The 25,713-nt window shown below is 66.6% G+C and carries 22 protein-coding genes; 8 read left to right on the top strand and 14 right to left on the bottom strand.

Annotated features, from left to right (window positions below; translation table 11 throughout):
• From secA to ACIY1X_RS10520, 3 genes are all read left to right on the top strand, one after another.
• A partial coding sequence (gene secA, locus ACIY1X_RS10530; protein ID WP_399680368.1) for a preprotein translocase subunit SecA occupies positions 1-2,207 on the top strand: 2,207 nt, incomplete at its 5' end.
• A 45-nt stretch (positions 2,208-2,252) separates the two neighbouring features.
• Positions 2,253-3,242, top strand: a complete 990-nt coding sequence (locus tag ACIY1X_RS10525; RefSeq protein ID WP_399680366.1) for a Nudix family hydrolase — start codon at positions 2,253-2,255, stop codon at positions 3,240-3,242.
• Positions 3,243-3,323: 81 nt separating this feature from the next.
• A complete protein-coding gene (locus ACIY1X_RS10520) occupies positions 3,324-3,764 on the top strand; it encodes an REP-associated tyrosine transposase (protein WP_399680364.1) in 441 nt (146 codons plus the stop codon).
• 17 nt (positions 3,765-3,781) lie between these two features.
• Here ACIY1X_RS10520 and coaE read toward each other — a convergent pair whose 3' ends face one another.
• The 5 genes from coaE to pilB are packed head-to-tail and all read right to left on the bottom strand — an operon-like array spanning position 3,782 to position 9,250.
• Entirely contained in the window at positions 3,782-4,396 is a 615-nt protein-coding gene (gene coaE / locus ACIY1X_RS10515; protein ID WP_399680362.1) for a dephospho-CoA kinase, read from the bottom strand.
• Complete coding sequence (gene galE / locus ACIY1X_RS10510) at positions 4,393-5,394, bottom strand: UDP-glucose 4-epimerase GalE (RefSeq protein WP_399680361.1); 1,002 nt, start codon at positions 5,392-5,394, stop codon at positions 4,393-4,395. Before galE ends, coaE begins: the two co-directional genes overlap by 4 nt.
• Positions 5,394-6,260, bottom strand: coding sequence for a prepilin peptidase (locus ACIY1X_RS10505; RefSeq protein WP_399680359.1), 867 nt, complete (start codon positions 6,258-6,260; stop codon positions 5,394-5,396). The genes galE and ACIY1X_RS10505 overlap by 1 nt, the downstream gene beginning before the upstream one ends.
• A gap of 6 nt (positions 6,261-6,266) precedes the next feature.
• Positions 6,267-7,517 (bottom strand): type II secretion system F family protein, encoded by a 1,251-nt coding sequence (locus ACIY1X_RS10500; protein ID WP_399680357.1) that lies wholly within the window; start codon positions 7,515-7,517, stop codon positions 6,267-6,269.
• 5 nt (positions 7,518-7,522) lie between these two features.
• On the bottom strand, positions 7,523-9,250 hold the full coding sequence (gene pilB / locus ACIY1X_RS10495; RefSeq protein ID WP_399680355.1) for a type IV-A pilus assembly ATPase PilB: 1,728 nt from the start codon (positions 9,248-9,250) through the stop codon (positions 7,523-7,525).
• 138 nt (positions 9,251-9,388) lie between these two features.
• Here pilB and ACIY1X_RS10490 point away from each other — a divergent pair, with 138 nt between their 5' ends.
• The 3 genes from ACIY1X_RS10490 to ACIY1X_RS10480 are packed head-to-tail and all read left to right on the top strand — an operon-like array spanning position 9,389 to position 12,283.
• The gene (locus ACIY1X_RS10490; RefSeq protein WP_399680353.1) at positions 9,389-10,315 is read left to right on the top strand and encodes a glycosyltransferase family 2 protein; all 927 of its coding nucleotides are present in this window, start codon (positions 9,389-9,391) and stop codon (positions 10,313-10,315) included.
• Between the two features lie 10 nt (positions 10,316-10,325).
• Positions 10,326-11,075, top strand: a complete 750-nt coding sequence (locus tag ACIY1X_RS10485) for a class I SAM-dependent methyltransferase (protein WP_399680351.1) — start codon at positions 10,326-10,328, stop codon at positions 11,073-11,075.
• Positions 11,072-12,283, top strand: a complete 1,212-nt coding sequence (locus tag ACIY1X_RS10480; RefSeq protein WP_399680349.1) for a glycosyltransferase — start codon at positions 11,072-11,074, stop codon at positions 12,281-12,283. The genes ACIY1X_RS10485 and ACIY1X_RS10480 overlap by 4 nt, the downstream gene beginning before the upstream one ends.
• Here the strand turns inward: ACIY1X_RS10480 and ACIY1X_RS10475 are convergent.
• The 9 genes from ACIY1X_RS10475 to ACIY1X_RS10435 form a co-directional block, all read right to left on the bottom strand.
• On the bottom strand, positions 12,261-13,361 hold the full coding sequence (locus tag ACIY1X_RS10475; RefSeq protein WP_399680348.1) for a glycosyltransferase family 4 protein: 1,101 nt from the start codon (positions 13,359-13,361) through the stop codon (positions 12,261-12,263). The two genes, ACIY1X_RS10480 and ACIY1X_RS10475, sit on opposite strands and share 23 nt — an antisense overlap.
• A gap of 14 nt (positions 13,362-13,375) precedes the next feature.
• Positions 13,376-14,455, bottom strand: a complete 1,080-nt coding sequence (gene glf / locus ACIY1X_RS10470; RefSeq protein WP_399680347.1) for a UDP-galactopyranose mutase — start codon at positions 14,453-14,455, stop codon at positions 13,376-13,378.
• A 28-nt stretch (positions 14,456-14,483) separates the two neighbouring features.
• Positions 14,484-15,203: a hypothetical protein gene (locus ACIY1X_RS10465; RefSeq protein WP_399680345.1), complete on the bottom strand. Its 720-nt coding sequence runs from the start codon at positions 15,201-15,203 to the stop codon at positions 14,484-14,486.
• Between the two features lie 41 nt (positions 15,204-15,244).
• Entirely contained in the window at positions 15,245-16,225 is a 981-nt protein-coding gene (locus ACIY1X_RS10460; RefSeq protein ID WP_399680344.1) for a glycosyltransferase family 2 protein, read from the bottom strand.
• Positions 16,226-16,236: 11 nt separating this feature from the next.
• The gene (locus ACIY1X_RS10455; RefSeq protein ID WP_399680342.1) at positions 16,237-18,003 is read right to left on the bottom strand and encodes an ABC transporter ATP-binding protein; all 1,767 of its coding nucleotides are present in this window, start codon (positions 18,001-18,003) and stop codon (positions 16,237-16,239) included.
• A 4-nt stretch (positions 18,004-18,007) separates the two neighbouring features.
• Positions 18,008-19,924, bottom strand: coding sequence for a hypothetical protein (locus ACIY1X_RS10450; protein ID WP_399680341.1), 1,917 nt, complete (start codon positions 19,922-19,924; stop codon positions 18,008-18,010).
• Between the two features lie 63 nt (positions 19,925-19,987).
• Positions 19,988-20,407 (bottom strand): pilin, encoded by a 420-nt coding sequence (locus ACIY1X_RS10445; RefSeq protein WP_399680339.1) that lies wholly within the window; start codon positions 20,405-20,407, stop codon positions 19,988-19,990.
• A 270-nt stretch (positions 20,408-20,677) separates the two neighbouring features.
• Positions 20,678-22,057, bottom strand: a complete 1,380-nt coding sequence (locus ACIY1X_RS10440; protein WP_399680337.1) for a sigma-54-dependent transcriptional regulator — start codon at positions 22,055-22,057, stop codon at positions 20,678-20,680.
• A gap of 23 nt (positions 22,058-22,080) precedes the next feature.
• Entirely contained in the window at positions 22,081-23,667 is a 1,587-nt protein-coding gene (locus ACIY1X_RS10435; protein WP_399680335.1) for a sensor histidine kinase, read from the bottom strand.
• A gap of 209 nt (positions 23,668-23,876) precedes the next feature.
• On the opposite strand from ACIY1X_RS10435, the gene sucC reads away from it, so the two are divergent.
• On the top strand, positions 23,877-25,037 hold the full coding sequence (sucC, locus tag ACIY1X_RS10430; protein WP_399680333.1) for an ADP-forming succinate--CoA ligase subunit beta: 1,161 nt from the start codon (positions 23,877-23,879) through the stop codon (positions 25,035-25,037).
• Positions 25,038-25,117: 80 nt separating this feature from the next.
• On the top strand, positions 25,118-25,713 hold a 596-nt coding region (locus ACIY1X_RS10425; RefSeq protein WP_399680331.1), incomplete at its 3' end, for a CoA-binding protein.

Here is a 25,713-nt window from a genome sequence, read left to right as displayed (position 1 = left end):
CCAACAACGAGATCGGCTTCGACTACCTGCGCGACAACATGGCGCTGTCGAAGCAGGACCGTTTCCAGCGCGGCCTGCACTACGCGATCGTGGACGAGGTCGACTCGATCCTGATCGACGAGGCGCGCACCCCGCTGATCATCTCCGGCCCCGGCGACGAAGGGCAGGAGCTGTACCTGAAGGTCGACAAGATCGTCCCGCACCTGGTCCGGCAGCAGGAAGAGGAAGGCGAGGGCGATTTCTGGGTCGACGAGAAGGGCAAGCAGGTCTACCTGTCCGAGGCCGGCCAGGAGAAGGCCGAGGCGCTGCTGCGCGAGGCCGGGATCCTGGAGGGCGAGGACAGCCTGTACGCCTCGCACAACATCCACGTCGTCCACCACCTCAACGCCGCGCTGCGCGCGCACGCGATCTACCAGCGCGACGTGGACTACATCGTCCGCGACGGCGAGGTGGTCATCGTCGACGAATTCACCGGCCGCACCCTGCCGGGCCGGCGCTGGTCCGACGGCCTGCACCAGGCGGTCGAGGCCAAGGAGCGGGTGAACGTCCAGCGCGAGAACCAGACGCTGGCCTCGATCACCTTCCAGAACCTGTTCCGCATGTACGACAAGCTGTCGGGCATGACCGGCACCGCGGACACCGAGGCCTACGAGTTCCAGTCGATCTACGGCCTGGAAGTGGTGGTGATCCCGACCCACCGGCCGATGATCCGCAAGGACCATCCGGACGCGGTGTTCCTCAATCGCGCCGGCAAGTACCGCGCGGTGGTCAACGAGATCAAGGACGTGCACGCCAAGGGCCAGCCGGTGCTGGTCGGCACCACCTCGATCGAGGTCTCGGAGATGCTGGCCGAGCAGCTCAAGGCCGCCGGCATCCCGCACGAAGTGCTCAACGCCAAGCAGCACGAACGCGAGGCGCAGATCGTGGCCCAGGCCGGCCGCCCCGGCGCGGTGACCATCGCCACCAACATGGCCGGCCGCGGCACCGACATCGTGCTCGGCGGCTCGCTGGAGGCCGAGATCGCGCAGCTCGAGGCGGAGACCGGCGCACCGGTGGACGACGCCACCCGGGCCAAACTGAAGGCGGCCTGGAAGGAGCGCCACGACCAGGTCAAGGCGGCCGGCGGCCTGCATATCGTCGGCACCGAGCGTCACGAGTCGCGGCGCATCGACAACCAGCTGCGCGGCCGCTCCGGCCGCCAGGGCGACCCGGGATCCTCGCGCTTCTACCTGTCGCTCGAAGACAACCTGATGCGCATCTTCGCCGCCGACTGGGTGCAGAAGGTGATGGCGCGGATGGGCCTGAAGGAAGACGACATCATCGAGAGCCCGCTGGTCTCCAAGCAGATCGCGAACGCACAGCGCAAGGTCGAGGCGCACAACTTCGACATCCGCAAGAACCTGCTCGACTTCGACGACGTCAACAACGACCAGCGCAAGGTCATCTACCAGCAGCGCAACGAGCTGCTGGAGGCGGACAGCATCAAGGACAGCATCGACGGCATCCGCGAGGACGTGGTCGCCGAGACCGTGCGCCGCTACGTCCCCGACAACTCGATCGACGAGCAGTGGGACCTGCAGGGCCTGGAGGACGAACTGGCGCGCGACTTCGGCGTGCCGCCCGGCCTGGCCGCGGACATCGCCTCGCGCAAGGAAGTGGACGCCGAGCAGATCGCCGAGGAAGTGCAGCAGATCGTGGCGAAGGTGTTCACCGACAAGGAAGCCCAGGTCGGCGAGGAGACCATGCGCCTGATCGAGAAGCACGTGATGCTGAGCGTGCTCGACGACAACTGGAAGCAGCACCTGGCGCGCATGGACTACCTGCGCCAGGGCATCCACCTGCGCGGCTACGCGCAGAAGCAGCCGAAGCAGGAATACAAGCACGAGGCGTTCGAGCTGTTCAGCGAGATGCTGGAGAAGGTCAAGCGCGAAGTGGTCACGATGCTCGCCCGGGTGCGCCTGCGCACCGAGGAAGAGGTCGCGGCGATGGAGGCGGCCGAGCGCGCGCAGGCGCAGCGCCAGGCCGAGCGCATGCAGTTCCAGCACGCCGACGCCGGCGGCCTGGGCGCCGACGAGGAAGCGCAGCAGGCCCAGGCCCAGGCGATGGCGGCGCAGATGCAGTCGCGGGTGCCCAAGGTCGGCCGCAACGACCCGTGCCCCTGCGGCAGCGGCAAGAAGTTCAAGCATTGCCACGGCCAGATCGCCTGAACCGTAGAGCCGACCCATGGTCGGCTTCCGTGATGCCAGCCGACCATGGGTCGGCTCTACATGGGCATGGATGATCCCTCACCAGCCATAGAAGTCCTCGCCGGCGTCATCACCGACGCCCGTGGCCGCATCCTCCTGGCCCGCCGCACCGAGGGGCGGGACCTGGCCGGCCTGTGGGAATTCCCCGGCGGCAAGCGCGAGCCGGGCGAAAGCGCCGAGGCCACCCTGGCGCGCGAGCTCGAGGAGGAGCTCGGCATCCGGGTCGAGATCGGCGCGCCGCTGATCACCGTGCCGCACCGCTACCCGCACAAGCGGCTGCGGCTGGACGTGCGCCACATCAGTGCCTGGGAGGGCACGCTCAAGGGCCTGGACGGCCAGGCGCTGGCCTGGGTGCCGGCGCGCAAGCTCGGCAGCTACGCCATGCCCGGGGCCGACCGCCCCGTGGTAGCGGCCCTGCTGCAGCCCGACCGCTACCTGGTGACCCCGGACGCGACCGGCGAGCCGGCCGGCTGGCTGGCGGCGCTGGAGCGCGCGCTGGTCCACGGCGGGGCTACCCGGGTCCAGCTCCGCGCCCCCGTGGCCAGCGAAAATCCAGAGCAGTGGCGCGCACTTGCGCGCGAGGCGGCCGCCGTATGCCGGCGCCACGACGCGCAGGCCCTGGTCAATGCCGACATCAAGCTGGCCCGCGACCTGCGCATCGGCGTGCACCTGAAGGCCTCGCAGCTGGCCGGGATGGCGCAGCGGCCGCTACCGGCGACGCTACCGGTCGGGGCGTCCTGCCACGACGCCGCCGACCTCCGCCACGCCGAGCGCCTGCACTGCGACTTCGCGGTGGTCGGCCCGATCCGGCCCACTCCCAGCCACCCGGGCGCGCCCGGCATCGGCTGGGAGGCCTTCGAGGCCCTGCGCGAGGACTGCACGATCCCGCTGTACGCGATCGGCGGGCTGGGTCCCGCCGACCTGGCCGAAGCCCGGCTGCACGGCGCCCAGGGCATCGCCGGAATCCGCGGCCTGTGGGGCGCCCGGCCGGGCTGACCCCGGCGCGCGGGGATTCCTGACACGCGGGCGGCGCGCCCGCCGATGGGGCCGCCGCCGGTCGGTGGCGACGATGTCCCCATGGACATGCGCGTCGTCACCCCCGAAGCCACCCTTCGCATCCACCACGTGTTCGTCGCCACCCGCCGGCGGCAACGCTACTTCGAGCCCTTCGCCTCGGCCTGCGCCGCGGCGCGCGCATTCACCGACCCGCGCGCGCTGGGCGATGCGCGCCTGCTGGCCTGGGTGCTGATGCCCGACCACGCGCACTGGCTGCTGCAGACCGGCCCGCGCGACGGAATCTCCCAGGTCGTGCAACGGATGAAGGCGCGCAGCGGCCGCGCAGTGAACCGCTTGCGCGGCGAGAAACGCCCGGTGTGGGCCAGTTCCTGGGAGGACCGTACGTTGGGCCCGGACGAGGATGCGAAGTCGGTGGCGCGCTTCATCGTGCGCAACCCGATGCGCGCCGGCCTGGTGCGCACGGTCGCGGACTACCCGTTCTGGGATGCGGCCTGGTTCTAAGGGCGTCGGCGCAGCGCTCAGGTCGCGTCGGCGAGCCCGAGGTAGAGGACGTGGAGCGCGGCCACCCGGGCATTGAGCGCATCGAGCGGGCCGTCGTTGGGCAGGACGTCGTCGGCGATCGCCAGGCGCTGCTCGCGGGTGGCCTGGGCGTCGAGCATCCGCTCGGCCAGGGCCCGGTCGATGCCGTCGCGCCGCAGCAGGCGCTCGACCTGGATCTGGCGCGGCACGTCGACCACCAGGATCCGGTCCAGCCACGGATAGGCCGCGCGGCCGCCGCCCTCGGCGAGCAAGGGAATCGCGGCAATCGCGTAGGGTCCCGGCGCATCGAAGCAGGATTCGCGCAGGGCGACGCGTACCCGGGGATGGACAATGGCCTCGAGCGTGCGCCGGGCCTCATCGTCGGCAAACACGCGTCGGCGCATCGCGGCGCGGTCCAGCGAGCCATCGTCCCCGAGCACTTCGTCGCCGAAGGCGGCGACAAGCGCCGCCAGTCCGTCGGAGCCGGGCGCCACCGCCTCGCGCGCGGCGACGTCGGCATCGGCGACGTGGATTCCAAGCGCCGCAAACCGGTTCGCCACTTCGCTCTTGCCCGAGGCGACGCCACCGGTCAGGCCGACGACGAAGTCGGTCATGCCAGGGCTTCCCCGACATCGGACTTGCTCGACTGCGTCCACTTGAACGCGTGCGTGATGCAGTCGCGCAGATCATGGCGGGGTGACCAGCCGAGTTGCTCCCTTGCAGCCGCGGACGACGCCACGAGCACGGCCGGGTCGCCGCTGCGCCGTGCGACGCGGTCTTCCTGCAATGGCAGGCCCGTGGCCTCGCGGCAGGTGGAGAGGACCTCCAGCACCGAGCGGCCAGTTCCTCCACCCAGGTTGAAAACCTCGAAACCGGGTCGCGCAGCCAACCTGTCCAGCGCCAGCAGATGGGCGTCACAAAGGTCGTCGACGTGCACGTAGTCGCGCACGCAAGTACCGTCCGGAGTCGGGTAGTCGTCGCCGAAGACCTTGACCGCCGCGCCGCTTGCGGCCGCGCGCAATGCGTTGGGGATCAGGTGGGTTTCGGGTTCGTGCGACTCGCCAATCTCACCGTCGGGATCCGCACCGGCAGCATTGAAGTAGCGCAGTGCGATGGCGCGCAAACCGTGCGCGCTGCAATACGCCCCGATGACGCCTTCAGCGTAGAGTTTGCTCTGACCGTAAGGATTGATCGGCTGGGTGGGGTGACCTTCAGTGATCGGAACCTCGACCGGATTGCCATAGACGGCGGCGGTCGACGAAAAAACGAGTCTGTCGACTCCGGATGTGCGCATCGCATCGAGCAGGTTCAGCGTTCCGGCGATGTTGTTGCGGAAGTAAAGGCCCGGATCCGAAACCGACTCGCTCACGATCGACCTGGCCGCGAAATGCATCACACCCTGGAGGGGGTGATCGCGGAATGCCTTGCCGAGCGCGGCCGCGTCAAGCAGGTCACCTTCGATCAGTGGTCCCCAGCGGACCGCCCGACGATGGCCAGTAGACAGGTTGTCGAAGGTGACCGGTGTGTATCCGGCACGCGCGAGGCGCTTGCACATGTGCGAGCCGATGTATCCGGCGCCACCACATACGAGGATGGCGGGTTTGGCAGACATCAAGGATTGAGCCCGGCAATCCGCAGGTACCAATCAACCAGCGAGCTGCCCCAGAAGAACGTGATCCATCCCGCGATCGCGAGATAGGGTCCGAAGGGTATCGGCGTCGCCCGGTCGCGGCCCTTCGCCCACAACCAGATGGAGCCGATGACCGCGCCGACCAGCGAGGACAGCAGGATCGTCGGCAGGATCCCCTGCAGGCCGAACCAGGCGCCCATGGCCGCGAGCAGCTTGAAGTCGCCGCGGCCCATGCCCTCCTTACCGGTGAGCTGCTTGAACACCCACCACACCGACCACAGCGACACATAGCCGATGACCGCGCCCACCAGCGCGTGCTTGCTGCTGATGAACAGGTTGTCGACGCTGGCCACCAGCCCGAGCCAGAGCAGGGGCAGGGTGAGCGAATCCGGCAGCAACTGGGTCCGCAGGTCGATGCCCGACAGCGCCACCAGGAAGCAGGTGAACACGATCGCGCCGAAGCCGCGCCAGCCGAAGCCGAACTGCCACACGCAGCACAGCACCAGCAGCATGGTCAGCAGCTCGACCAGCGGATACTGGATCGAGATCGGCGCCCGGCACGCGCGGCAGCGCCCGCGCAGCGCCAGCCAGCTGAACACCGGGATGTTCTCCCACCACGAGAGCTGGTGCTTGCAGTGCGGGCAGTGCGAGCGCTCGACCACGATGCCCGGTGGCGGAGGATCGTAGATCTCCGGTTCGCCCAGCATTTCCAGGCTATCGCGTTTCCACTGCCATTCCAGCCGCTTGGGCAGGCGCAGGATGACGACGTTGAGGAAGCTGCCGATCAGCAGGCCGACGGCGGCCGCGGCCGGGTACCCGATCGCCGGGTTCTGGTCGAGGAATGCCATCGCGCCTCAGATCGCCGCGGCGAGCTTGAAGATCGGCAGGTACATGCCGACCACCATCGCGCCGACGATGCCGCCGATGAAGATCATGATCAACGGCTCCAGCAGGCTCGACAGCGCGTCCACCGCGTTGTTGACCTCGGCCTCGTAGAACTCGGCGACCTTGTACAGCATCGCGTCGAGCGCGCCGGCCTCCTCGCCGATCGCCGCCATCTGGATGACCATGTGCGGGAACAGGCCGACCTGGCGCATGGCCACGTTGACCTGGTAGCCGACCGAGACGTCGTCGCGGATGCGCTTCACCGCCGTCTCGTAGACGGTGTTGCCGGTGGCGCCGGAGACGATGTCCAGCGCCTCGACCAGCGGCACGCCCGCCTGGAAGGTGACCGCCAGCGTGCGCGAGAAGCGGGCGATGGCCGAGTTGTGCATGATCTGGCCGATCACCGGCAACCTGAGGATCAACCGGTCGAGGAAGTGGGCGAAGGCCAGGGAGCGCTTCTTCAGGAAGACGAAGCCGGTGCCCACGCCCACGACAATGAAGAGGACGAGCCACCAGTAGGAAATCATGAAGTCACTGGCGGCAATGATCATCTTGGTGAATGCCGGCAGGTCCGCGCCGAAGCTGGCGAACACGTTCTGGAACTGGGGCACCACGAAGATCAGCAGGATCGCGCTGACCAGGATCGCCACCGCGATCACCGTGGCCGGGTAGAACAATGCCTTCTTGATCTTGCCCTTCAGTGACTCGATGTTCTCCTTGTAGCTGGCGACGGTGTCGAGCACCGTCTCCAGCACGCCCGCGGTCTCGCCGGCTTTGACCAGGTTGCGGTACAGCTCGTCGAACTGGACCGGGTGCTTGCCCAGCGCCTCGTACAGCGAGGAGCCGCCCTCGATCTCGGCGCGGATATCGTTGTAGAGCTCCTTCGCGCGCGGATTCTTCTGCCCCCCGGCGATGATTTCCAGGCCGCCGACGATCGGCACGCCCGACTTCATCATGGTCGCGATCTGGCGGCTGAACACCGCGATGTCGCCCGGGGTCACCCGCTTGCCGGCACCGCCGAACAGGGGCTTGGGCTTGGCCCGGACCGAAGTCGGGTTGATGCCCTGGCGGCGCAGCTCGGCGCGCACCAGGTTCATGCTCTTGCCGGGCGTTTCGCCCTTCATCTTGACACCGCGCTTGTCGGTGCCTTCCCAGAGGAACACCTCGAGGCCGCTGCTGCGCGCGGCGGTGGACTTGGCGGCGGATCGGCTAAGGGCCATGGTCGTCAATCCTTGGTCACGCGGTTGATTTCGGCGAGGCTGGTGATGCCGTTCTTGACCTTGAGCAACGCCGACTGGCGCAGGTCGCGGACGCCGGAGCGCTGCGCGGCCTCGGCGATCTGCTGCGAGTTGCCGCCGGCGAGCACGATGGCGGCGATTTCATCGGTCATCGGCATCACCTGGTAGATACCCGTGCGGCCCTTGTATCCCTCGGTGCAATCGGGGCACCCGACCGCCTCGTAGATGGTCAGGCCGGCGTCGATCTCTTCCTGGGTGAACCCTTCCTCGAGCAGCACGTTGTCCGGGAGCTTCTGCTCCTGCTTGCAATCGTGCAGGCGCCGGGCCAGGCGCTGGGCGATTACGATGCTGACGGAGGAGGTGATGTTGAACGGCGCCACGCCCATGTTCATCAGGCGCGCGATGGTCTGCGGCGCATCGTTGGTGTGCAGGGTCGACAGCACCATGTGGCCGGTCTGCGCGGCCTTGACCGCGATCTCCGCGGTCTCGAGGTCGCGGATCTCGCCGACCATGATCACGTCGGGATCCTGGCGCAGGAACGAGCGCAGCGCCGCGGCGAAGGTCATGCCACGCTTGGCGTTCTGCTGCACCTGGTTGATGCCGGGCACGCGGATTTCGACCGGGTCCTCGACCGTGCTGATGTTGCGCGAGTCGTCGTTGAGGATGTTGAGCGCAGTGTAAAGCGACACGGTCTTGCCCGAGCCGGTGGGCCCGGTGACCAGGACCATGCCGTAGGGCTTCTTGATCGCGTCCAGGAAAAGCTGCTTCTGGTCGTCCTCGTAGCCGAGCTTCTCGATGCCCAGCTTGGCCGCGCCGCCGTCGAGGATGCGCAGCACGATCTTCTCGCCGAACAGGGTGGGCAAGGTGCTGACGCGGAAGTCCACCTGCTTGGTCTTGCTGAGGTTGAGCTTGATGCGGCCGTCCTGCGGCACCCGCTTCTCCGCGATGTCGAGCTGCGACATCACCTTCAGGCGCGCGGCGATGCGTGCGTTGAGCTTCACCGGCGCCTTGGCCACCTGCTTGAGGATGCCGTCGATGCGCAGGCGCACGCGGTAGTCGGTCTCGTAGGGCTCGAAGTGGATGTCCGAGGCACCGCGGCGGATCGCGTCCACCAGCACCTTGTTGACGAACTTGACGACCGGGGTGTCGTCGCCCTTGACGTCGACGCCGGACTCGCCGTCCTCGTCGTCCTCGGCGCTGACGTCGAGGTTCTCGAAATCCTCGTCCTCTTCGCCTTCGGCCATGTCGGCCAGCGAGTCGGCGGTCTCGAGCCATTTGTCGATGGCGCCGCGGATCCGCTCCTCGTCGACCAGGATCGACTCGACCTGCAGGTTGGTGTGGAACTTGATCTCGTCCAGCGCCCGCAGGTTGGTCGGGTCGGCGATGCCGACGTACAGGCGGTTGCCGCGCTTGAACAGGGGCAGGGCGCAGTGCTTGCGGACCAGTTCCTCGCTGACCAGCTTGATCGCGGTTTGCCCCGGGTCCATGGCCGAGACGTCGAAGATCGGGATCCCGAACTCCATCGAGTTGGCGGCGGCCATCTGCACAGGCGCCACCAGCCGGTTGTCCACCAGGTACTGGGCCAGCGGCTTCCTGGCCTCGGTGGCCGCGGCCATGGCCTCGCGGGCCGCGGTTTCCTCCAGCACCCCGTCCAGCACCAGCCGCCGGGCGATGCCGGTGATGCCCACCAGGTTGGCGTGCGCGACGCTCGCCATAGCGAAGCCCTCAGAAGTCCCCGCCCTCGACTTTACCCCAAACCCCCGCCCACCCGAATGCTACCCCCGTCACATCTCCCCCTCCCTTCTCCCCGCGAGCGGGGAGAAGGTGCCCCGAAGGGGCGGATGAGGGGCGCCTTGAACTCCCGCATCGGCTACCCTTCCCCCGGGGGAATCCAAATGCACCTATCCATCATCCTGCCCGCCAAGAACGAATCCGCTGGCCTGCAAAAGGTCCTGCCTGGCCTCCGCGACCGATTTCCCGAAGCCGAAGTCATCGTCGTGGACGACGGTTCCACGGACGACACCGCGGAGGTGGCGCGCGCCCATGGGGCCCACGTGGTCGGGACCCCTTACTCGATGGGCAACGGCGCCGCGATCAAGCGCGGCGCCCGCGCGGCCTCCGGCGAGATCCTCGTGTTCATGGACGCGGACGGCCAGCACGACCCCGCGTTGATTCCGCGGTTGCTGGAGAAGCTGGACGAGGGTTACGACATGGTCGTTGGCGCGCGCGACGGCGCCGGCCAGGCAAATGCGGGCCGCGGCTTGGCCAACGCCTTCTACAACCGCCTGTCGAGCTGGATGACCGGGCACCGGATCGCCGACCTCACCTCCGGGTTTCGCGTGGCGCGCGCCGAGCGCTTCCGCCAGTTCCTGCACCTGCTGCCGAACGGATTCAGCTATCCGACCACGAGCACGATGGCGTTTTTCCGGAGCGCGTACCCGGTGGCGTACGTGCCCATCCCGGTGGCGGCACGGATCGGCAAGAGCCATATCAAGCCCGTCCGCGACGGCCTGCGCTTCCTGCTGATCATCTTCCGGATCGCGACGCTGTATTCGCCCCTGAAGTTGTTTGCGCCAGTGGGGTCCGCGTTCTTCCTGCTCGGGGCCGGGTACTACGCATTTACTTTCGCAACCCAGCACCGTTTCACGAACATGAGTGCGTTGCTTTTCAGCGCAGCAGTCATTGTCTTCTTGATTGGATTGATATCCGAGCAAATCACCAGCCTTACCTACCAAGCCGTCCGCGGGGAACGCCGCTCAAGCGACGGACCGACCGCCTGAAGGGGGAGGCATGAGCGAGCAGGCAAGGGGCGGCCGTCTCCGCACTTGGGCTGGCGCGCTGCGCCGCTGGCCGGTGCATCCGCAATGGTTGCTCGGCGGTCGTGAGGAGGCGGCGGCCTTGCACGAGGCGTTCTCGGGCTTTTCCGGAGTAGTCGTGGACATCGGGTGTGCCGATCGGCGCGCCTCCCGTTGCCTTCCCTCGGGCTGCGAGTACGTCGGGTTCGACTATCCGCGGACGGCGATCGGTTTGTATGGTTCGAGGCCAGACGTCTTTGGCGATGCCAGGCGGTTGCCGTTCGGCGACCGCAGCGTGGATGCGGTGGTCCTCAAGGATGTCCTTGAGCATGTGCAAGGCCCCCATGCGGCGCTCGAGGAGTGCGCGCGCATCCTGCGCCCCGGTGGCAGCCTCGTGGTGTGGATGCCCTTCATGTACCCGGTGCACGATGCGCCCCATGATTTCCAGCGCTTCACTTCGCACGGATTGGCGGCATACCTTGTAGAAGCGGGCTTCGACGTATCACGCGCGTCGCGCGTGTTGCCCCCGGTGCGCACGGCGGGATTGCTCGCCTGCCTGGCCTTGGCCGACAGCTGCGAGCGGATCACCTCGCGGACATGGTGGTGCCTCCCGGTGGTTCCGCTGCTGGTCGGCCTGATCTGCCTGGTCAACCTTGCTGCCTTCGCCCTCGGGTGGTTGCCGGGCAGCGGGTTCATGCCGGCATTCAACCGTGTCGTCGCGATACGCCGGGGACCGGGGCCATGACTGCGGAATCCTCCAAGCGGGGCCTACTGGTCCTCGCTTCCACATACCCGCGCTGGTACGGCGACCATGAACCGGGCTTCGTCCACGAGCTTTCGCGCCGCCTCTCGGCCGCCTTCGACGTCACCGTCGTGACGCCGCATGCGCAGGGCGCGCTGGAGCGGGAAACGATGGATGGCGTCGAGATCGTCCGATACCGGTACGCACCGGAACGGCTGGAGACGCTGGTCCACGGCGGTGGCATGGCGGCGAACCTCGCGCGTGCGCGTTGGAAGTGGCTGTTGTTGCCGGGCTTCCTCTTCGCGCAATATCTTGCTGCGAGGCGCGTGCTTTCGCAGCGGCCGATCGCCGTGGTCCACGTGCACTGGTTGCTGCCGCAAGGGCTGGTTGCCCTGCTGGCCGCCGGCCGCCGCGGAGTGCCCTACGTAGTCACTTCGCACGGCGGCGACCTCTTCGGCCTGCGCGGCCGCGTCGCGACGAGGCTGAAGCGGCTGGTAGCCAAGCGGGCGAGCGCCATGACCGTGGTCAGCAGCGCCATGCGCGAAGAAGCCGGGCGGCTCGGGCTCGCGCCCCCCGCCATCGACGTCGTGCCGATGGGTGCGGACCTGCGCGCGCGCTTCGTCGCCTCGGATCCGGCGGAACGCGACGCCGACACCCTGCTCTTCGTGGGGCGCCTCGTGCCGAAGAAGGGACTCGTGCACCTGCTGGATGCGATGCCACTGATCCTCGCCGCCAGGCCGGGCGTGGTGCTGGAGATCGCCGGCTTCGGCCCGGATCGCCCGGCCCTCGAAGCGCATGCGGCGGCGCTGGGCATCGCCGCGCACGTGCGCTTCCTGGGTGCCATGCCCCAGGCCGAACTCCCGTCGCTCTACGGGCGCGCGGGCGTCTTCGTGGCGCCGTTCGTGCGCGACGCCTCCGGCGACCAGGAGGGTCTCCCCGTGGCGCTGATGGAGGCCATCGGCTGCGGCTGTCCCGCCGTCGTCGGCGACGTGGCCGGTGTCCACGACCTGCTGGGGGACGAGGCTCGCCAGGTCGTCGTGGATCCGCGGGACCGGGAGGCATTGGCGCGGGCCGTGCTCGAGGTCCTCGAGCATCCGGCGGAAGCCAGAGCCCGCACGCTGGCCCTGCGCGCGCGCGCCATCGAACGCGTGGACTGGGACCGGATCGCAGCCCGCTATGCAGAGATACTCAACGCTGCAGCAGTGACCTGAACCTGGGCTCGATGCGACCGATGATCGTTTCCCAGTCGTCCATGGGCAGTGCGGGAACGACGGGGTTCGCCAGCTGTGCGCGAAGCTTCGCAGCCAGGTCGCCCGCGTCTTCCGGCCGATACAGGCAGTGCGGCATGTCCGCGAACAATGCGCCCATCGCGCCGACGTCGGCCGCGACCACGGGCAGCCCGCAGGCCAGCATTTCGTAGGCCTTCTGCGGGAAGCAGTACCGCCCGAAGGCGGTGTCGAGGATGCAGATCGCGCCAACGTCAAGCGCGGAAAACAGTTCGGCGATGCGCGCGTGCGGCAGGGCGCCGAGGTAGTGGACGCGTTCGCCGGCCGGGGGCGGCAGGCCGGGTTCGTGCGGACCCGCCAGCACGAGGTGCGCCTCGGGCACCTCCGCCTGCAGCCGCTCCCATGCGGCATACAGCGTCTCGATGCCCTTGTCGCGATGCAGGCCGCCGGCAGTGCCCACCAACAACGCCCCTTGTGGCAAACCGAGCGTCGCCCGGCTCGCCTGGCGATCCTGCGGGCGGAAGACCGCCTTGTCGACCGTGCTGGGCATGGCCACGACCTCGCCGCGGGCGCGGTAATCCGTCTCCACCAGCTCGCGCAACGGCTCGCTGGTGGTCAGGACCAGGTCGGCGCCGCGGACCGCGTGACGTAGGGCGGCCACCATCCCAGGGATGCGGGCCTGGCCGAAGCCTTCGAAGTTGTCGTAGAGGTCGGCGACGAAAGGCACGCGCAACCGGCGCGCCAGCCATGCACCGAGGGCAACGTGGGGAATGTCGGACGCGGCGACCACAAGCTCGGGCGAAAACGCGCGGATCCGACGCAACAGCCGCCAGGCGTACGTGGCCGTCCGCGGCGACAGAGATTCGGAATGCCATGCAAGGCGCCCCGGCACGGCTTCGTGCGATTCCGCGAGCGCGCCATCGCCCCGGTAGTCCAGGCAGAACGCCTCCACCTCGTGGCCAAGCCGGGCGAGCTGGTACGGGATCTCGTAGAGCCGCGCATAGCGGTCGAGGACCACGTCCTTGCCCATGTAGCGGCGCTTGCAAAGATAGGCGATGCGCATCCGCAAATACAGACTCAGCCGAGGAAGCGGCGGGCAGCTGCGAGAGCTGCACCCACAACTTGGTCCATGTTGTAGTAGCGGTACTGTGCTAGTCGGCCCACGAACGTCACATCGGGCTCAGCTTGGGCAAGCGCCTCGTACCGTTTGAACAAGGCTTCGTTCTCCGCCCGTGGGATGGGATAGTAAGGCTCGCCGTCCGCTTGGGGATATTCGCGGACGATCGAAGTGCCGGGATGTTCCTGACCAGTCAAATGCTTGAACTCGGTGATACGGGTATAAGCGTGATCGTTCGGAAAATTGACGGTTCCGACTGGCTGATACTGCGTCACATGAGGCAGGTGCTCATGCTCGAATCGTAGGCTGCGATACGGCAATGGGCCAAAACAATGGTCGTAATAGGCGTCGATGGGGCCAGTGTAGAAGACGTGGGAAAACCGCTCGTGCTTGACCTCGGCAAAATCGACTCCTACTTCCACGCGTATGTGAGGATGGTCGAGCATGTTCTCGAACATGCGGGTGTAGCCATGCATTGGCATGGCCTGGAAGACATCTGTGAAGTAGCGGTCGTCCGAGTTTGCCCGCACCGGGATGCGCGCGGCGACCCCGGCCTTCAGTTCGGACGGGTCGAGACCCCACTGCTTTCGCGTGTAGTTGAGGAAGAACTTTTCGTATAGGTCACGTCCGACGCTGTTGAGAACGACATCCTCGCTGGTGCGCACTGAGTCACGCGGTTCGCGAACCCTCTCGAGGAAGGCCTCGGCGCCGGCCTCATCGAGATCGAGCCCGTAGAGCAGGTTAATCGTGTCGCGGTTGATGGGGAACGGGTACATTCGGCCGTCGACTACACTTCGAACGCGATGTTCGTACGGACGCCATTCGGTGAACCTGGACAACCACTGCACGATGCGATCGGCATTGGTATGGAAAATGTGGGGGCCATACCGGTGCACGAGCACCCCGTGGCTATCAATCTCGTCGAACGCATTCCCTGCGACATGGGGCCGCCGGTCAATGACGTGGACCTGATTTCCCGCGTCGGCGAGCTCGCGGGCAATCACACCGCCGGAAAAGCCAGCCCCCACGACAAGGATCACTCTTGGCTCGGATGGCCTTGGCATGTGGCTAATCAAGCGTCTGGCTGGTAAGAAGGGATTCGACGTGCAGGCATGTCATGCGATAGGCCTCCTCGCATTGCCTCAGCAGATCTGGGTCCAACTCGATGTGCGGCTCCGCCAAAGCGCTGGGTTTTTGGATTCGACCAGAGCGAATCAGGACCGAAGGATCGCCGTGCCCGGGCTTTCCCGTGAGCTCGCCCGTCTTGTAATCGAGCGAGAATGGCTCCTTCAAGCCAAGAAAAGCCTGGACCGTCCGCAGGCAAGGATCGGGCCGTTCGACAAATTCTTCGGCACGAATGAAGCAGAACCCATTTGGTGCTGCCCATCCTGCTAGTTTCCGGATCACTTCAAGACGGCGGAGATAGTGGCTGGCGACTTCTGCTGGATCGCTGTACCAAGGAACATCTTCGTAAGATGCCAGCTTCTGAATGCTAGCCAACGTAGAACGAGGGCGCCGCACTAGAAAGATCGTCTTTACTCGGCGGTTGGCGACTACTTCCCTGGAAGCGCTGTGCCATCCGCTAACCAGCTTATCCAGGTAGTACGGCGCCTTCCCCGCAAGGGCCATAGCACGGCGTTTCAATCTAATGAGATCGGAAGTCTTGGCATAATCGAGTTGCAGTTCGACATAGCCGGAAACCATGGGATGGCTGCCTAGGATGTGCGCCAACAGCGACGAATATGACCGCATATGCCCAATGATGAGGACATACTGGCTGTCTTCCATGTGGAAGATCGCCCGTCTGTATACCGAGGAGAGTTTCGAGATCAAAGTAGATGCATCTGCGGCTTAGGGAATACGGAATGCTTCGCGGCGCGATAAATGACCGACGGCAGAAAAATTCCTGAATGCGCCAAGCGAGCAGGACCAACGACGCGCGCGTAGTCCATCAACGCGCCCACCCCATATATCACGCAGAAGTCCTGATAGGTTTGGTGGATCGCCAGCTTGTCTTCTTGGGGTAGTGCATGAAAAGCAGGCGATCTGAAAACGCGCTCCGACATCGCGCGGATCCATATCCTGGATGGGGCATCAATAATGTCCGACATGTCTACGCGAAACACCCTGCGGAGGTTCTCAGACACGATCTTCCGGTCAACCCGCAGCTGGGAAAGGGCGTTCTGCCTGGAAATCGATCCTTCATGTTGCCGGTAGAAGAGCAGCTTCTGGGGTAATACATGCGCCTTTCCGAAGTCGAGCATCTCACACCAAAGCTTGAAGTCCTCGGCATATAGGTAATCCTCCCGGTACCTGAGACCGTGGACCCTAATGAGTTCGGAGCGGAACATGACCCCGGGGTGCCCGATCTTGTTCCTGAAAGTGAGGCCCCAAGAACAGTAGCGCGGGTTGGACCTACCAACGTAGCGCCACTTCATTCGGCGAGTCGGATAGGTACGCACTCCCAGCAAGACAACGTCATGGTTGGAGTCCAAGTACTCGACCTGCAGGCGCAACCTTTCCGGGTGTGAAACGTCATCCGCATCCATGCGTGCAATGTATTCGCCGCGCGACAGCAACAAGCCTTCGTTAAGTGTTGCCACCAGCCCTTTGTTTGGCCTACTTACTAGGCGGACCCGGGCATCACGCCGGGCAATTTTCTCCAGGATCGCCCGCGTGGCATCAGTGGAGCCATCGTCGATCGCAATCAACTCAAAATCGTCAAATGTTTGGGAGAGGATGCTTTCCACCGCCTCCTCGATGTGACGTTCGGCGTTGTACGCCGGAAGGATTACGGAGACGCGATGCATCGATTTTGAGCTCACTGGCGGCTGGTGGGGTGCGAAAGGCTGGGCCTGCGAACCACCTCAATTCGGCCGTTGGCTAGGAAGGTGACTTTCATATCGAAATCGTTGATCGACGCTTCCCGGTGGGTGATGGCAATCACAGTCTTCAGCGGGGCGAGGCTGCGCACCGCTTTGTTCAAGGCAGCTTCGGTTTCTGCATCGAGGGCGCTGGTTGCCTCATCGAGTAGCAACACGGACGGATCCCGATACAGTGCCCGAGCGATCCCTACTCGCTGGCGCTGTCCGCCGGAAAGCCTAATCCCCCTGTCGCCAACCTTTGTATCGTAGCCAAAAGGTAGCTCGCTTACGACGAATTCATGGATCTGGGCAGCGCGCGCTGCGCGCTCGACGGCCTGCATGTCTATATCATCGCGAGGTACGCCAAACGCAATGTTCTCAGCGACGCTCGCATCCGCCAGAAAGATGTGCTGCGGCACGTAGCCAATCGTCCGCTGCCAGGCGATGATGTTGTTCGGGTCAAGCGCTATGCCATCGACGCTGATGGTGCCGGATGTGGGAGATAGCAAACCCAGGAGCAGATCCATGAGCGTGCTCTTCCCCGCGCCACTCCTGCCAGTAATGCCAATGCTTGCGTGCGCTGGAAGGGTCAGCTCCAAGCCATCGATAATTGGTCGTTCCGGCCGCGACGGATAAGCGTATCGAACGTTGGTCAGGCGCACTTCCTTGCGCAGTTCCAACTTGTGATCTTCCTTGTACTGAGGTCCAAATGGTAGCGTCAAGTCACGATGGATGCTGTCGAGCGCTGCCGACGAAACCTTAAGCTTTGCAATGCCACGGTACATGACTTGCGCGGCTGGCAGTAATCGATATGCCGCGAATCCATATAGGCCGAGCGCGGGGAGAACCTGCGTCAGTTCCTCCGATCGAAGACGCAGAAAAAGGGTGACAATGATCAAAATGCTGTAACCCGTCGCCTCTACGAGATACAGCGGCGATTGGGCAAGGGTATCGCTGGTCGCCATGTGCCGTGAATATTGACGCGAGGCAGCGTCGAATTTGCCCAAATATGCTTCGTCGGCGCTTGTGACCTTCACGTCCTTGATGCCACCAAGTGCTTCGTTGGTTGCCTTGTAGCGCTCGGCATTGGCGGCCTGACGTTCTTTGCCGATTCGGGCCAGCCGCGTGCGCACCAAGCCATAGATGGCGCCGTAAAGGGCTGCCAGAGTGGCGACGATGCAGAGGGCTGTCACAGGGTCGTAGCTGAAGATGAGCAGAGACATCGCGAACACGATGCTGCCTTGGGCGATCAGCTGTGAAAGTGGCTGGATCAGTTCGAACAAAAGCTGATCGGCCTCGGAGAGGACATTCTTTGCGAGGGTGGACGGATTCCGTTCCAGGAAGAATTCGTATGGCTGGTGTAGATAGCGCGCCAACAACCTGGAACTGAGCGAGTGTCGCTCGAGGTGGACAAACCTGTTCAGGGCGTGCAGCGTGATCGTCTTGAAGCAGGAAGACGCGACTACGACGCCGATGGAGATGGCGCCGAGGAACAAGATGAATCCACGTTCGTTGGACAACCCTATCCGGTCATATACCGAAAGGAGCAGCGGATTTTCATGTAGGACCGCTGGGTTTGCCACCACGGTCAGGAAAGGCATGATCGACAACACGCCGATCGTTTCGGCAATAGCCATTAAGACGACCATCGCCAGCATCCATGAAGCCTTGCGCTTTTCTGCAGGCGTAAACAGTCCCCAGATCCTGGCGAAGTTGCGCAACATCGCTCTAATGCGAAGAATGGCCCTGCGCGAGCTGTGCTCGGTACTGTGAGACGAGGCGTTGTCCAGCCACATCGGTGATGGGGATGCGTAGAGCAGCGCGATCCAAGAAGGATCTGGCCTCCGCCTGATTTCCCAATTGCAACAACAGTCCCACGATCATCATCCCCACCGCCGGATCGCTCGTGCCCGGAGCATACGCCAGCTTCGCTTGCGCCAGCGCCGCCTGCGGGTCGCCCGCGAACCAGAGGAGCTTCGCGGCCTTGAAGCGCAGGCGCCACACGCTGCGGTCGCCCGCGGGCAGCTGGACGCGGTCCAGCATCGCCGCCATCGCGGCTGCGTTGGCCGCGGGCGGGAAGCCCGGGCAGGGCTTCTGCAGGTTGCGTTCGGCGAACTGCTCGTAACCGACCAGCAAGTCAGGCTCGATCGCGCGGGGTGCGCCACCGAAGACCTGCACGATGCGTTCCCTTTCCACCGGGGCGTCGCCGAGGCATTCGATGGACAGCGCCATCAGCGCGCCAAACCTGCGGTCGAGCGGGTCGGGGCGCTGCAGCAGGTGCTCCGCGTGGGCGAGGGCTTCCTCGCGGCGCGGCGGCTGCTGCGCCATCGCCTGCGCGATCAGGTCCATGCGGAGCCAGCGCGAGTCGGGGTGGGTCGTCAGCGCCTGGGCGAGGATCGTGGCCTGGCTGCGCCAGACGGTGGCCCGCGCGAACGTCGCGAACGCCAGCACGGCCAGGATCGCCGCGCACACCAGGCCAAGGAGCCTTGCGCCGTTTTCCACGCGGTCCGGCAGCCCCCGCGTCGCATGCGCGATGAGGCCGGCGAGCGCCCACGCCAGGCCCGCGGTGGGCAGGTACACGCGGTGCTCGAAGTACATCAGCAACGGGAACACGCTGGACTCGAGCGCCTGGCCGACCAGGAAGATCCCGAGGCCGATCGGTACCGCCGGGATCGTGCGGCGCACCCGCCAGGCCAGCACGATCGCCGCGGCCCAGCCGAGGATCGCCACCAGGGTTCCCGGCGGGTCGAGCAGCCCGTGCGAAATCGGGAAATCGTCGTGGTAAAGGCCCAGTCGCGGCCCGATGGGCATCAGGAAGGCGCCGACGTAGTCCCAAAGCGCCCGCGGCTGCGTCAGGAGCCGCTCGGTGAGCGTGAAGCTGCGGTTCGCGTAGCCGCCGACCACGTGCGGTTCTCCGGCGAGCACGAGCCCGAGCGCGACCAGCGCCGGCAGCGCCAGCGTGGCCAGCACGAAGGCGCTGGAGGGCCGCGTGCGCCTGGCGCCGGCGGCCGGCGCGAACGCGAACCACTCGAGCACGCCACACAGGGCGGGGACGAGCACCCCGTTCTCCTTGGAGAGCGCCGCCAGCACGGTGCATGCCGGCACCGTCAGTGCGAGCAGGGCGGTGGCGCGCTTCCGGTCGCCGTCGCGCAGTGCGAACCGGCCATGCAGGTACGCGAGCATCCCCAGCAGCATGAAGAACGCCGACAGCAGCGCCATGCGCTGCACGACGTACAGCACGGTGCTGACCAGCAGCGGATGCAACAGCCAGGCCGCCGCGGCCACCGCCGGCAGCCATCGCGCAGGGGGCGCTTCGTCGCGCGCCGTCGCCCTGGCCAGCGCCTTGAACAGCGCGAACACGCAGGCGCCATTCGCCAGGTGGATCGCGAGGTTGGTGAGCTTCATCGCGAAGACGCTGTCGCCCGACGTCGCGGCGTTGGCCAGGAAGCTGGCCATCGAAATGGAACGCCCGAATTGCCCGGAGGCGTTGCCGAAGATGACTTCCGCGGTTCCGATGGTGCCTCGCATCCAGCGGATCAGCGGCTCGAGGTTGGCGATGTCGTCGAGGACGAGCGGACCCGCCAGTCCAGGGAGGTAGCAAAGCGCGGCGACCAGCAGCGCCGCGGTGACGAACCAGAAGCGCATGTCAGGCCTGCTCCCCAAAAAAAAGCCCCGGCATCGAGCCGGGGCTTATGGTACGGGAATCGATCAGTTACGGCAGGAGGACGGCACGTACTTCTCGTTGCCGGCCGCCGAGCAGGTCCAGGTCAGCTGGCCGCCGCCGATGTTGGTCGGGGTGAGCGTGATGTCGAAGTCCGTCGGAGCGCCGGTGTTCTTCGTGCTGACGGTGATGATGCCGCCCGTGCCGATCTCCACCTTCGAGACATAGGTCGTGGCGCCCGGGAACGAGTAGCCGGCCTCGGCGTTGCTGTCCGGCATGGTCGCCGACGACGACAGCGTCTCGGCCACGGCCAGCTTCGCCGGCGCAGCCATCATGATGCCCTCGGACACCTTCGCGCGGACGGTGTAGTCCTGGTACGCCGGGATGGCAATCGCCATCAGGATGCCGAGGATCGCGATCACGATCATCAGCTCGATCAGGGTGAAGCCCTGCTGCAACTTCTTCATGGTGTCTCCCCTCGGAGGTTTGGTTTCACGTGCCCACATGGCCGGTTGCCCGGTCCGTCGGTCGCCGTGCAATGTCCTGCACGTGCACCCGACTACGCATGCATATTGCGTGCCAACGGGCCGCTTGTGGGGCCCAATTCATGGAACTGCGGGGCCGGTCACGGATCGCCCCGGGCCGTCGCCCGCGCGCCGGGCAGAAAGTGACGCGAAACGTCAGTCCTCGCCGGCGGAAGTGACGCGCAGCGTCACATTTGGCCTGGCCGGCCCGGCTCAGTCGATCCCCAGCTTCTTGAGCTTGTAGCGCAGCGCGCGGAAGGTGATGCCCAGCGCGGCCGCGGTCTTGGTCTTGTTGTAGCGGTTGGCCTGCAGCGCCTCCTCGATGGCCTTGCGCTCCAGGTCCTCGATGTAGTCCGGCAGCGGCGCGCCGACGGGGGCCGCGGTGATGCCCGGGGGCGTTGCCGCCGGCGCGGCCGGCCCGGGTGCGGCGCCCCCCTGCGGCAGCGCCAAGTCGGCCGCGGTGATCACGTCGCCCTCGGCCATGGCCAGGGCGCGCTCCAGGATGTTCTCCAGCTCGCGCACGTTGCCCGGGAAGGGGTAGGCGAGCAGCGCGGCCAGCGCGTCCTCGCCCAGGCGCGCCGGCACGGCCCGGCCCTGCTCCTGCGCGAGGCGCGCGAGCACGTCCTCGGCCAGCTGCGGCAGGTCCTCGCGGCGCTCGCGCAGCGGCGGCACCCGCAGGCCGATCACGTTGATGCGGTAGTAGAGGTCGTGGCGGAAGCTGCCGTCGGCCACCAGCGCGGCCAGGTCCTTGTGGGTGGCGCTGAGGATGCGCACGTCCACCGGGACCTCGGCGTGCGCGCCCACCGGCCGCACCGACTTTTCCTGGATCGCGCGCAGCAGCTTCACCTGCATCGGCAGCGGCAGCTCGGCGATTTCGTCCAGGAACAGGGTGCCGCCGTCGGCGGCCTGGAACAGGCCGGCCTTGTCGGCGTGGGCACCGGTGAAGCTGCCCTTGCGGTGGCCGAAGAATTCGCTCTCCATCAGCTCGGCCGGGATCGCGCCGCAGTTGACCGGCACGAACGGGCCCTTGGCGCGCCCACCCTCGGCGTGGATGGTGCGCGCCACCAGTTCCTTGCCGACGCCGGATTCGCCGGTGATCGCGATCGGCGCCTGGCTGCGCGCGACCTTGGCCACGGTGGCGCGCAGCGCCTGCATCGCCGCGGAGTCGCCGCGCAGCCGCGCCAGCCCGGCCGGCGCCTCGCGCCGGCGCTGGCCCAGGTCGAGCGCATGGCTCACCAGCCGGCGCAGCACGTGGATGTCCACCGGCTTGTTGACGAAGTCGAAGGCGCCGGCCTTCAGCGCCTCCACCGCGGCCTCGACGTTGCCGTAGGCGGTGATCATCGCGGTGGGCGTGTCGGGGTGGTTGGCGCTGATCTCGGCGACCAGGTCGATGCCCGAGCCGTCCGGCAGGCGCATGTCGGTCAGGCACAGGTCGTAGTGGTGCGCGGCGAGCTGGGCGCGTGCCGCGGCCAGCGAGGCAGCGGTGTCGGTGCGCAGGCCCATCCGCCCGAGGGTCAGCACCAGCAGTTCGCGGATGTCCTGTTCGTCGTCGACGATCAGGGCACTGGCGGGGCTGCGGGGGGCGTCACTCATGGGCCAACCTTAACGGATCGGGCTTACGCCGGCAGCATCGCCCGCGGCTCGGGCAGGACGATACGGAAACAGCTCGTGCCGTCGGCCAGGTTCACGTACTCGAGCGTGGCTTCGTTGGCGCGACACAGCTCGCGGGCGATGTACAGGCCCAGGCCGGTGCCGTGCTCGGAGGTGGTGAAGAACGGGCGGAACAGCCTCTCGCGCAATTCCTCCGGGATGCCGGGCCCCTGGTCCCGCACGTCCATGGTCGGCCGCCCGGCCGCCAGGTGGATGTCGAGGGTGACGTCGGCGGGATCGCCGGGGTAGTGGCCATGGGTCAGCGCGTTCTGCAGCAGCACCGTGAGCACCTGCTGCAGGTGCCGCGGGTCGACCAGCGCCGGCACCTGCGGATGCCCGGTCACTTCGATCCGGCCCGACTCCGCGGGCAGCACCTGGCGGAAGTCGTCGACCACGCGCCGCGCGAACTGCGCCAGGTCCAGGTGCTCGGCGCTGGCGCGCTCGCGCCGGGCCAGGCCGAGCACGCTTTCGACGATGCCGTTGGTGCGCTGGCACTGGGCGTGGATGATCTGCAGCAGGCGCTGGTCGGCTTCGCCGATGTCCTCTGATTCCTGCAGGAGCTGGGTGGCGTAGTTGATCGCCGCCAGCGGATTGCGGATCTCGTGCGCGAGGCTGGCGGCGAACCGGCCCAGGGTGTTGAGGGTCAGCGACTCGGCCCGGCGCGAGACCAGCGAGGTGTCGTCCAGGAACACCAGCGCGCTCTCGCCGTGGCCCAGCAGGCGGGCGAAGCGCGGCAGCACCTCGCGCTGCTCGCCGCCCAGGCGCAGCGGCGTGTCCTCACTCTGGCCGGTGCGCCGCCACTCGCGCAGGCGCTCGGCCAGCGGCGGGGCCACCTGTGCCAGGTGCCGGTCGCGGCCGATGTCGCCCACCGCCAGCAGTGCGGCCTCGTTCGCCAGGCGGATCTCGCCGTCGCCATCCACCAGCAGCACGCCAGTGCGCATGCGCCGGATGATCAGTTCGTTGATCGCGGCCAGGTCGGCCAGCTCGCCGCCGCGGCGCTCGGCCAGCGCCTGGGTCTCGCGGATCTGCCGGCCCAGCAGGTAGCTGAGCATCGCGATCGAGAGGAAGCTCACCGCGAACATCAGCGGCTCGGCCAGCGGCCGGTCGAAGCCGCGGACCAGCAGCGAGCTCCAGATGTATTCGCCGATCATGGCCGCGCCGGCCAACGCGCCGGCGGCCAGGCCGTAGCGCAGCGGCAGCAGCAGGGCGGTGGCGGCCACGTTGAACACCAGCATCAGGGCGATGCCGGAGGCGGCCGGGGGCAGCGCGTGGATCGCCAGGGTGCCGGCGACCACGTCCACCAGCATGCCGACCGCCACCTGCCAGCGCAGCCCGCGCTGGCGCAGGCCCCAGTACAGCAAGGCGGCGGAAGCGAGCAGGTAGGCCGCGCTGGTGGCCTTGGCCAGCACGGGGTGCGCCGGTGGCGGCACCAGCTCGCGCACCGGGCCGAACAGCAGCAGCGCCAGCAGCCCGGCCTCGAGCACGCGGTACAGGCTGTAGAAGTAGAGGTCGCGGTATTGCGCCTCGGCGATGCCGGGTGTCGTGGTGGGCATGCGGGTCCCCAGGTCCTCTGGGGAACGTTACCACTGGAAAAGCGCCCCTCATCCGCCCCTTCGGGGCACCTTCTCCCCGCGGGCGGGGAGAAGGGAGTTGCCGAAAGCGCCCCTCATCCGCCCCTTCTGGGCACCTTCTCCCCGCGGGCGGGGAGAAGGGAATGGCGTGGGGGTACAATTTGCGGCTCTGTTCCTCCCCGCGGACTCCGATGAACTTCCACGAATACCAGGCCAAGCAGCTGTTCGCCGATTACGGCATTGCGGTTCCCCCCGGGCGCGTCGCGCGCACCCCCGAAGAGGCGGTGGACGCCGCCAAGGCGATCGGCGGGGATTTCTGGGTGGTCAAGGCGCAGATCCACGCCGGTGGCCGCGGCAAGGCCGGCGGCGTCAAGCTGTCGCGCAGCCTGGACGAGGTGCGCGAGTACGCCAAGGGCATGCTCGGCACGAAGATGGAGACCTACCAATCGGCCGGCGTCGCCCTGCCGATCGACAGCGTGCTGGTCACCCAGGCCACCGACATCGCCAAGGAGCTGTACCTGTCGGTGCTGGTGGACCGCTCGAGCAAGGCGGTCACCTTCATCGCCTCGTCCGAGGGCGGCGTCGAGATCGAGAAGACCGCCGAGGAGAACCCGGACGCGATCAAGACCCTGCACGTCAATTTCGTCCAGGGCCTGATGCCCTACCAGTGCCGCGAGATGGGCTTCTCGCTCGGCCTCAACGCCAAGCAGGTCAACCAGCTCACCAAGATCATGCTGGGCCTGTTCAAGCTGTTCAACGAGAAGGACCTGTCGCTGGTCGAGCTCAACCCGTTGGCGATCCTGAAGTCCGGCGATCTCGCGGTGCTCGACGGCAAGGTCAATTCCGACGACAACGCCACCTTCCGCCACCCCGACCTGGCCGCCATGCGCGACATCCGCCAGGAGGACGAGACCGAGGTGCGCGCCAGCCAGTACGACCTGAACTACGTGACCATGGACGGCAACATCGGCTGCATGGTCAACGGCGCCGGCCTGGCGATGGCGACCATGGACGTGATCAAGCTGGAAGGCGGCGAGCCCGCGAACTTCCTCGACGTCGGCGGCGGCGCGAACAAGGAGCGCGTGACCGAGGCGTTCAAGCTGATCCTGTCCAGCGACAAGGTGAAGGCGATCTTCGTCAACATCTTCGGCGGCATCGTCCGCTGCGACATGATCGCCGAGGGCATCATCGCCGCGGTCAAGGAAGTGGGCGTCGAAGTGCCGGTCGTGGTGCGCCTGGAAGGCACGAACGTGGACGCCGGCAAGGCCCTTCTGAAGAACTCCGGCCTGGCGATCATCCCCGCCGACGACATCAACGACGGTGCCAGGAAGGCGGTAGAAGCCGTTCGCTGACTCTTGTAGAGCCGACCCATGGTCGGCTGCCTGCATGAGCCGACCATGGGTCGGCTCTACAACGAAGGAATGATTTTTCCATGAGCGTTTTGGTCAACAAATCCACCAAAGTCCTCGTCCAGGGCTTCACCGGCACCCAGGGCACCTTCCACGCCGAGCAGATGCTCGAGTACGGCACCAAGGTCGTCGGCGGCGTGACCCCGGGCAAGGGCGGCACCGAGCACCTGGGCCTGCCGGTGTTCGACACCATGTCCGACGCGGTCGCCGAGACCGGCGCCGACGCCTCGGTGATCTACGTGCCGCCGCCGTACGCGGCCGACGCGATCCTGGAAGCGGCCGACGCGGGCATCAAGGTGATCGTCGCCATCACCGAGGGCATCCCGGTGCTGGACATGCTGCGGGTCAAGAACACGCTCAAGGGCTACGAGGACGTGGTCCTGGTCGGCCCGAACTGCCCGGGCATCATCACCCCGGGCGAGTGCAAGATCGGGATCATGCCGGGCCACATCCACATGCCGGGCAAGGTCGCGATCGTGTCGCGCTCGGGCACGCTGACCTATGAAGCGGTGAAGCAGACCACCGACGCCGGCCTCGGCCAGTCGACGGTGATCGGCATCGGCGGCGACCCGATCAACGGCCTGAACTTCATCGACTGCCTGAAGCTGTTCCAGGACGA

This window comes from Xenophilus sp., from assembly GCF_044462705.1.
Lineage (GTDB): Bacteria > Pseudomonadota > Gammaproteobacteria > Burkholderiales > Burkholderiaceae_C > Xenophilus > Xenophilus azovorans.
The sequence above is the reverse complement of the archived record's forward strand: the minus strand, read 5'-3'. Positions and strand labels throughout refer to the sequence as shown.

What these genes read in the sequence shown, in the direction of transcription:
- ACIY1X_RS10525 (WP_399680366.1), top strand. Translation starts at nt 2,253, where the DNA reads ATGGGTCGGCTCTACATGGGCATGGATGATCCCTCACCAGCCATAGAA.
- ACIY1X_RS10520 (WP_399680364.1), top strand. Translation starts at nt 3,324, where the DNA reads ATGGACATGCGCGTCGTCACCCCCGAAGCCACCCTTCGCATCCACCAC.
- coaE (WP_399680362.1), bottom strand. Translation starts at nt 4,396, where the DNA reads ATGACCGACTTCGTCGTCGGCCTGACCGGTGGCGTCGCCTCGGGCAAG.
- galE (WP_399680361.1), bottom strand. Translation starts at nt 5,394, where the DNA reads ATGTCTGCCAAACCCGCCATCCTCGTATGTGGTGGCGCCGGATACATC.
- ACIY1X_RS10505 (WP_399680359.1), bottom strand. Translation starts at nt 6,260, where the DNA reads ATGGCATTCCTCGACCAGAACCCGGCGATCGGGTACCCGGCCGCGGCC.
- ACIY1X_RS10500 (WP_399680357.1), bottom strand. Translation starts at nt 7,517, where the DNA reads ATGGCCCTTAGCCGATCCGCCGCCAAGTCCACCGCCGCGCGCAGCAGC.
- pilB (WP_399680355.1), bottom strand. Translation starts at nt 9,250, where the DNA reads ATGGCGAGCGTCGCGCACGCCAACCTGGTGGGCATCACCGGCATCGCC.
- ACIY1X_RS10485 (WP_399680351.1), top strand. Translation starts at nt 10,326, where the DNA reads ATGAGCGAGCAGGCAAGGGGCGGCCGTCTCCGCACTTGGGCTGGCGCG.
- ACIY1X_RS10480 (WP_399680349.1), top strand. Translation starts at nt 11,072, where the DNA reads ATGACTGCGGAATCCTCCAAGCGGGGCCTACTGGTCCTCGCTTCCACA.
- ACIY1X_RS10475 (WP_399680348.1), bottom strand. Translation starts at nt 13,361, where the DNA reads ATGCGCATCGCCTATCTTTGCAAGCGCCGCTACATGGGCAAGGACGTG.
- ACIY1X_RS10465 (WP_399680345.1), bottom strand. Translation starts at nt 15,203, where the DNA reads ATGGAAGACAGCCAGTATGTCCTCATCATTGGGCATATGCGGTCATAT.
- ACIY1X_RS10460 (WP_399680344.1), bottom strand. Translation starts at nt 16,225, where the DNA reads ATGCATCGCGTCTCCGTAATCCTTCCGGCGTACAACGCCGAACGTCAC.
- ACIY1X_RS10455 (WP_399680342.1), bottom strand. Translation starts at nt 18,003, where the DNA reads ATGTTGCGCAACTTCGCCAGGATCTGGGGACTGTTTACGCCTGCAGAA.
- ACIY1X_RS10450 (WP_399680341.1), bottom strand. Translation starts at nt 19,924, where the DNA reads ATGCGCTTCTGGTTCGTCACCGCGGCGCTGCTGGTCGCCGCGCTTTGC.
- ACIY1X_RS10445 (WP_399680339.1), bottom strand. Translation starts at nt 20,407, where the DNA reads ATGAAGAAGTTGCAGCAGGGCTTCACCCTGATCGAGCTGATGATCGTG.
- ACIY1X_RS10440 (WP_399680337.1), bottom strand. Translation starts at nt 22,057, where the DNA reads ATGAGTGACGCCCCCCGCAGCCCCGCCAGTGCCCTGATCGTCGACGAC.
- ACIY1X_RS10435 (WP_399680335.1), bottom strand. Translation starts at nt 23,667, where the DNA reads ATGCCCACCACGACACCCGGCATCGCCGAGGCGCAATACCGCGACCTC.
- sucC (WP_399680333.1), top strand. Translation starts at nt 23,877, where the DNA reads ATGAACTTCCACGAATACCAGGCCAAGCAGCTGTTCGCCGATTACGGC.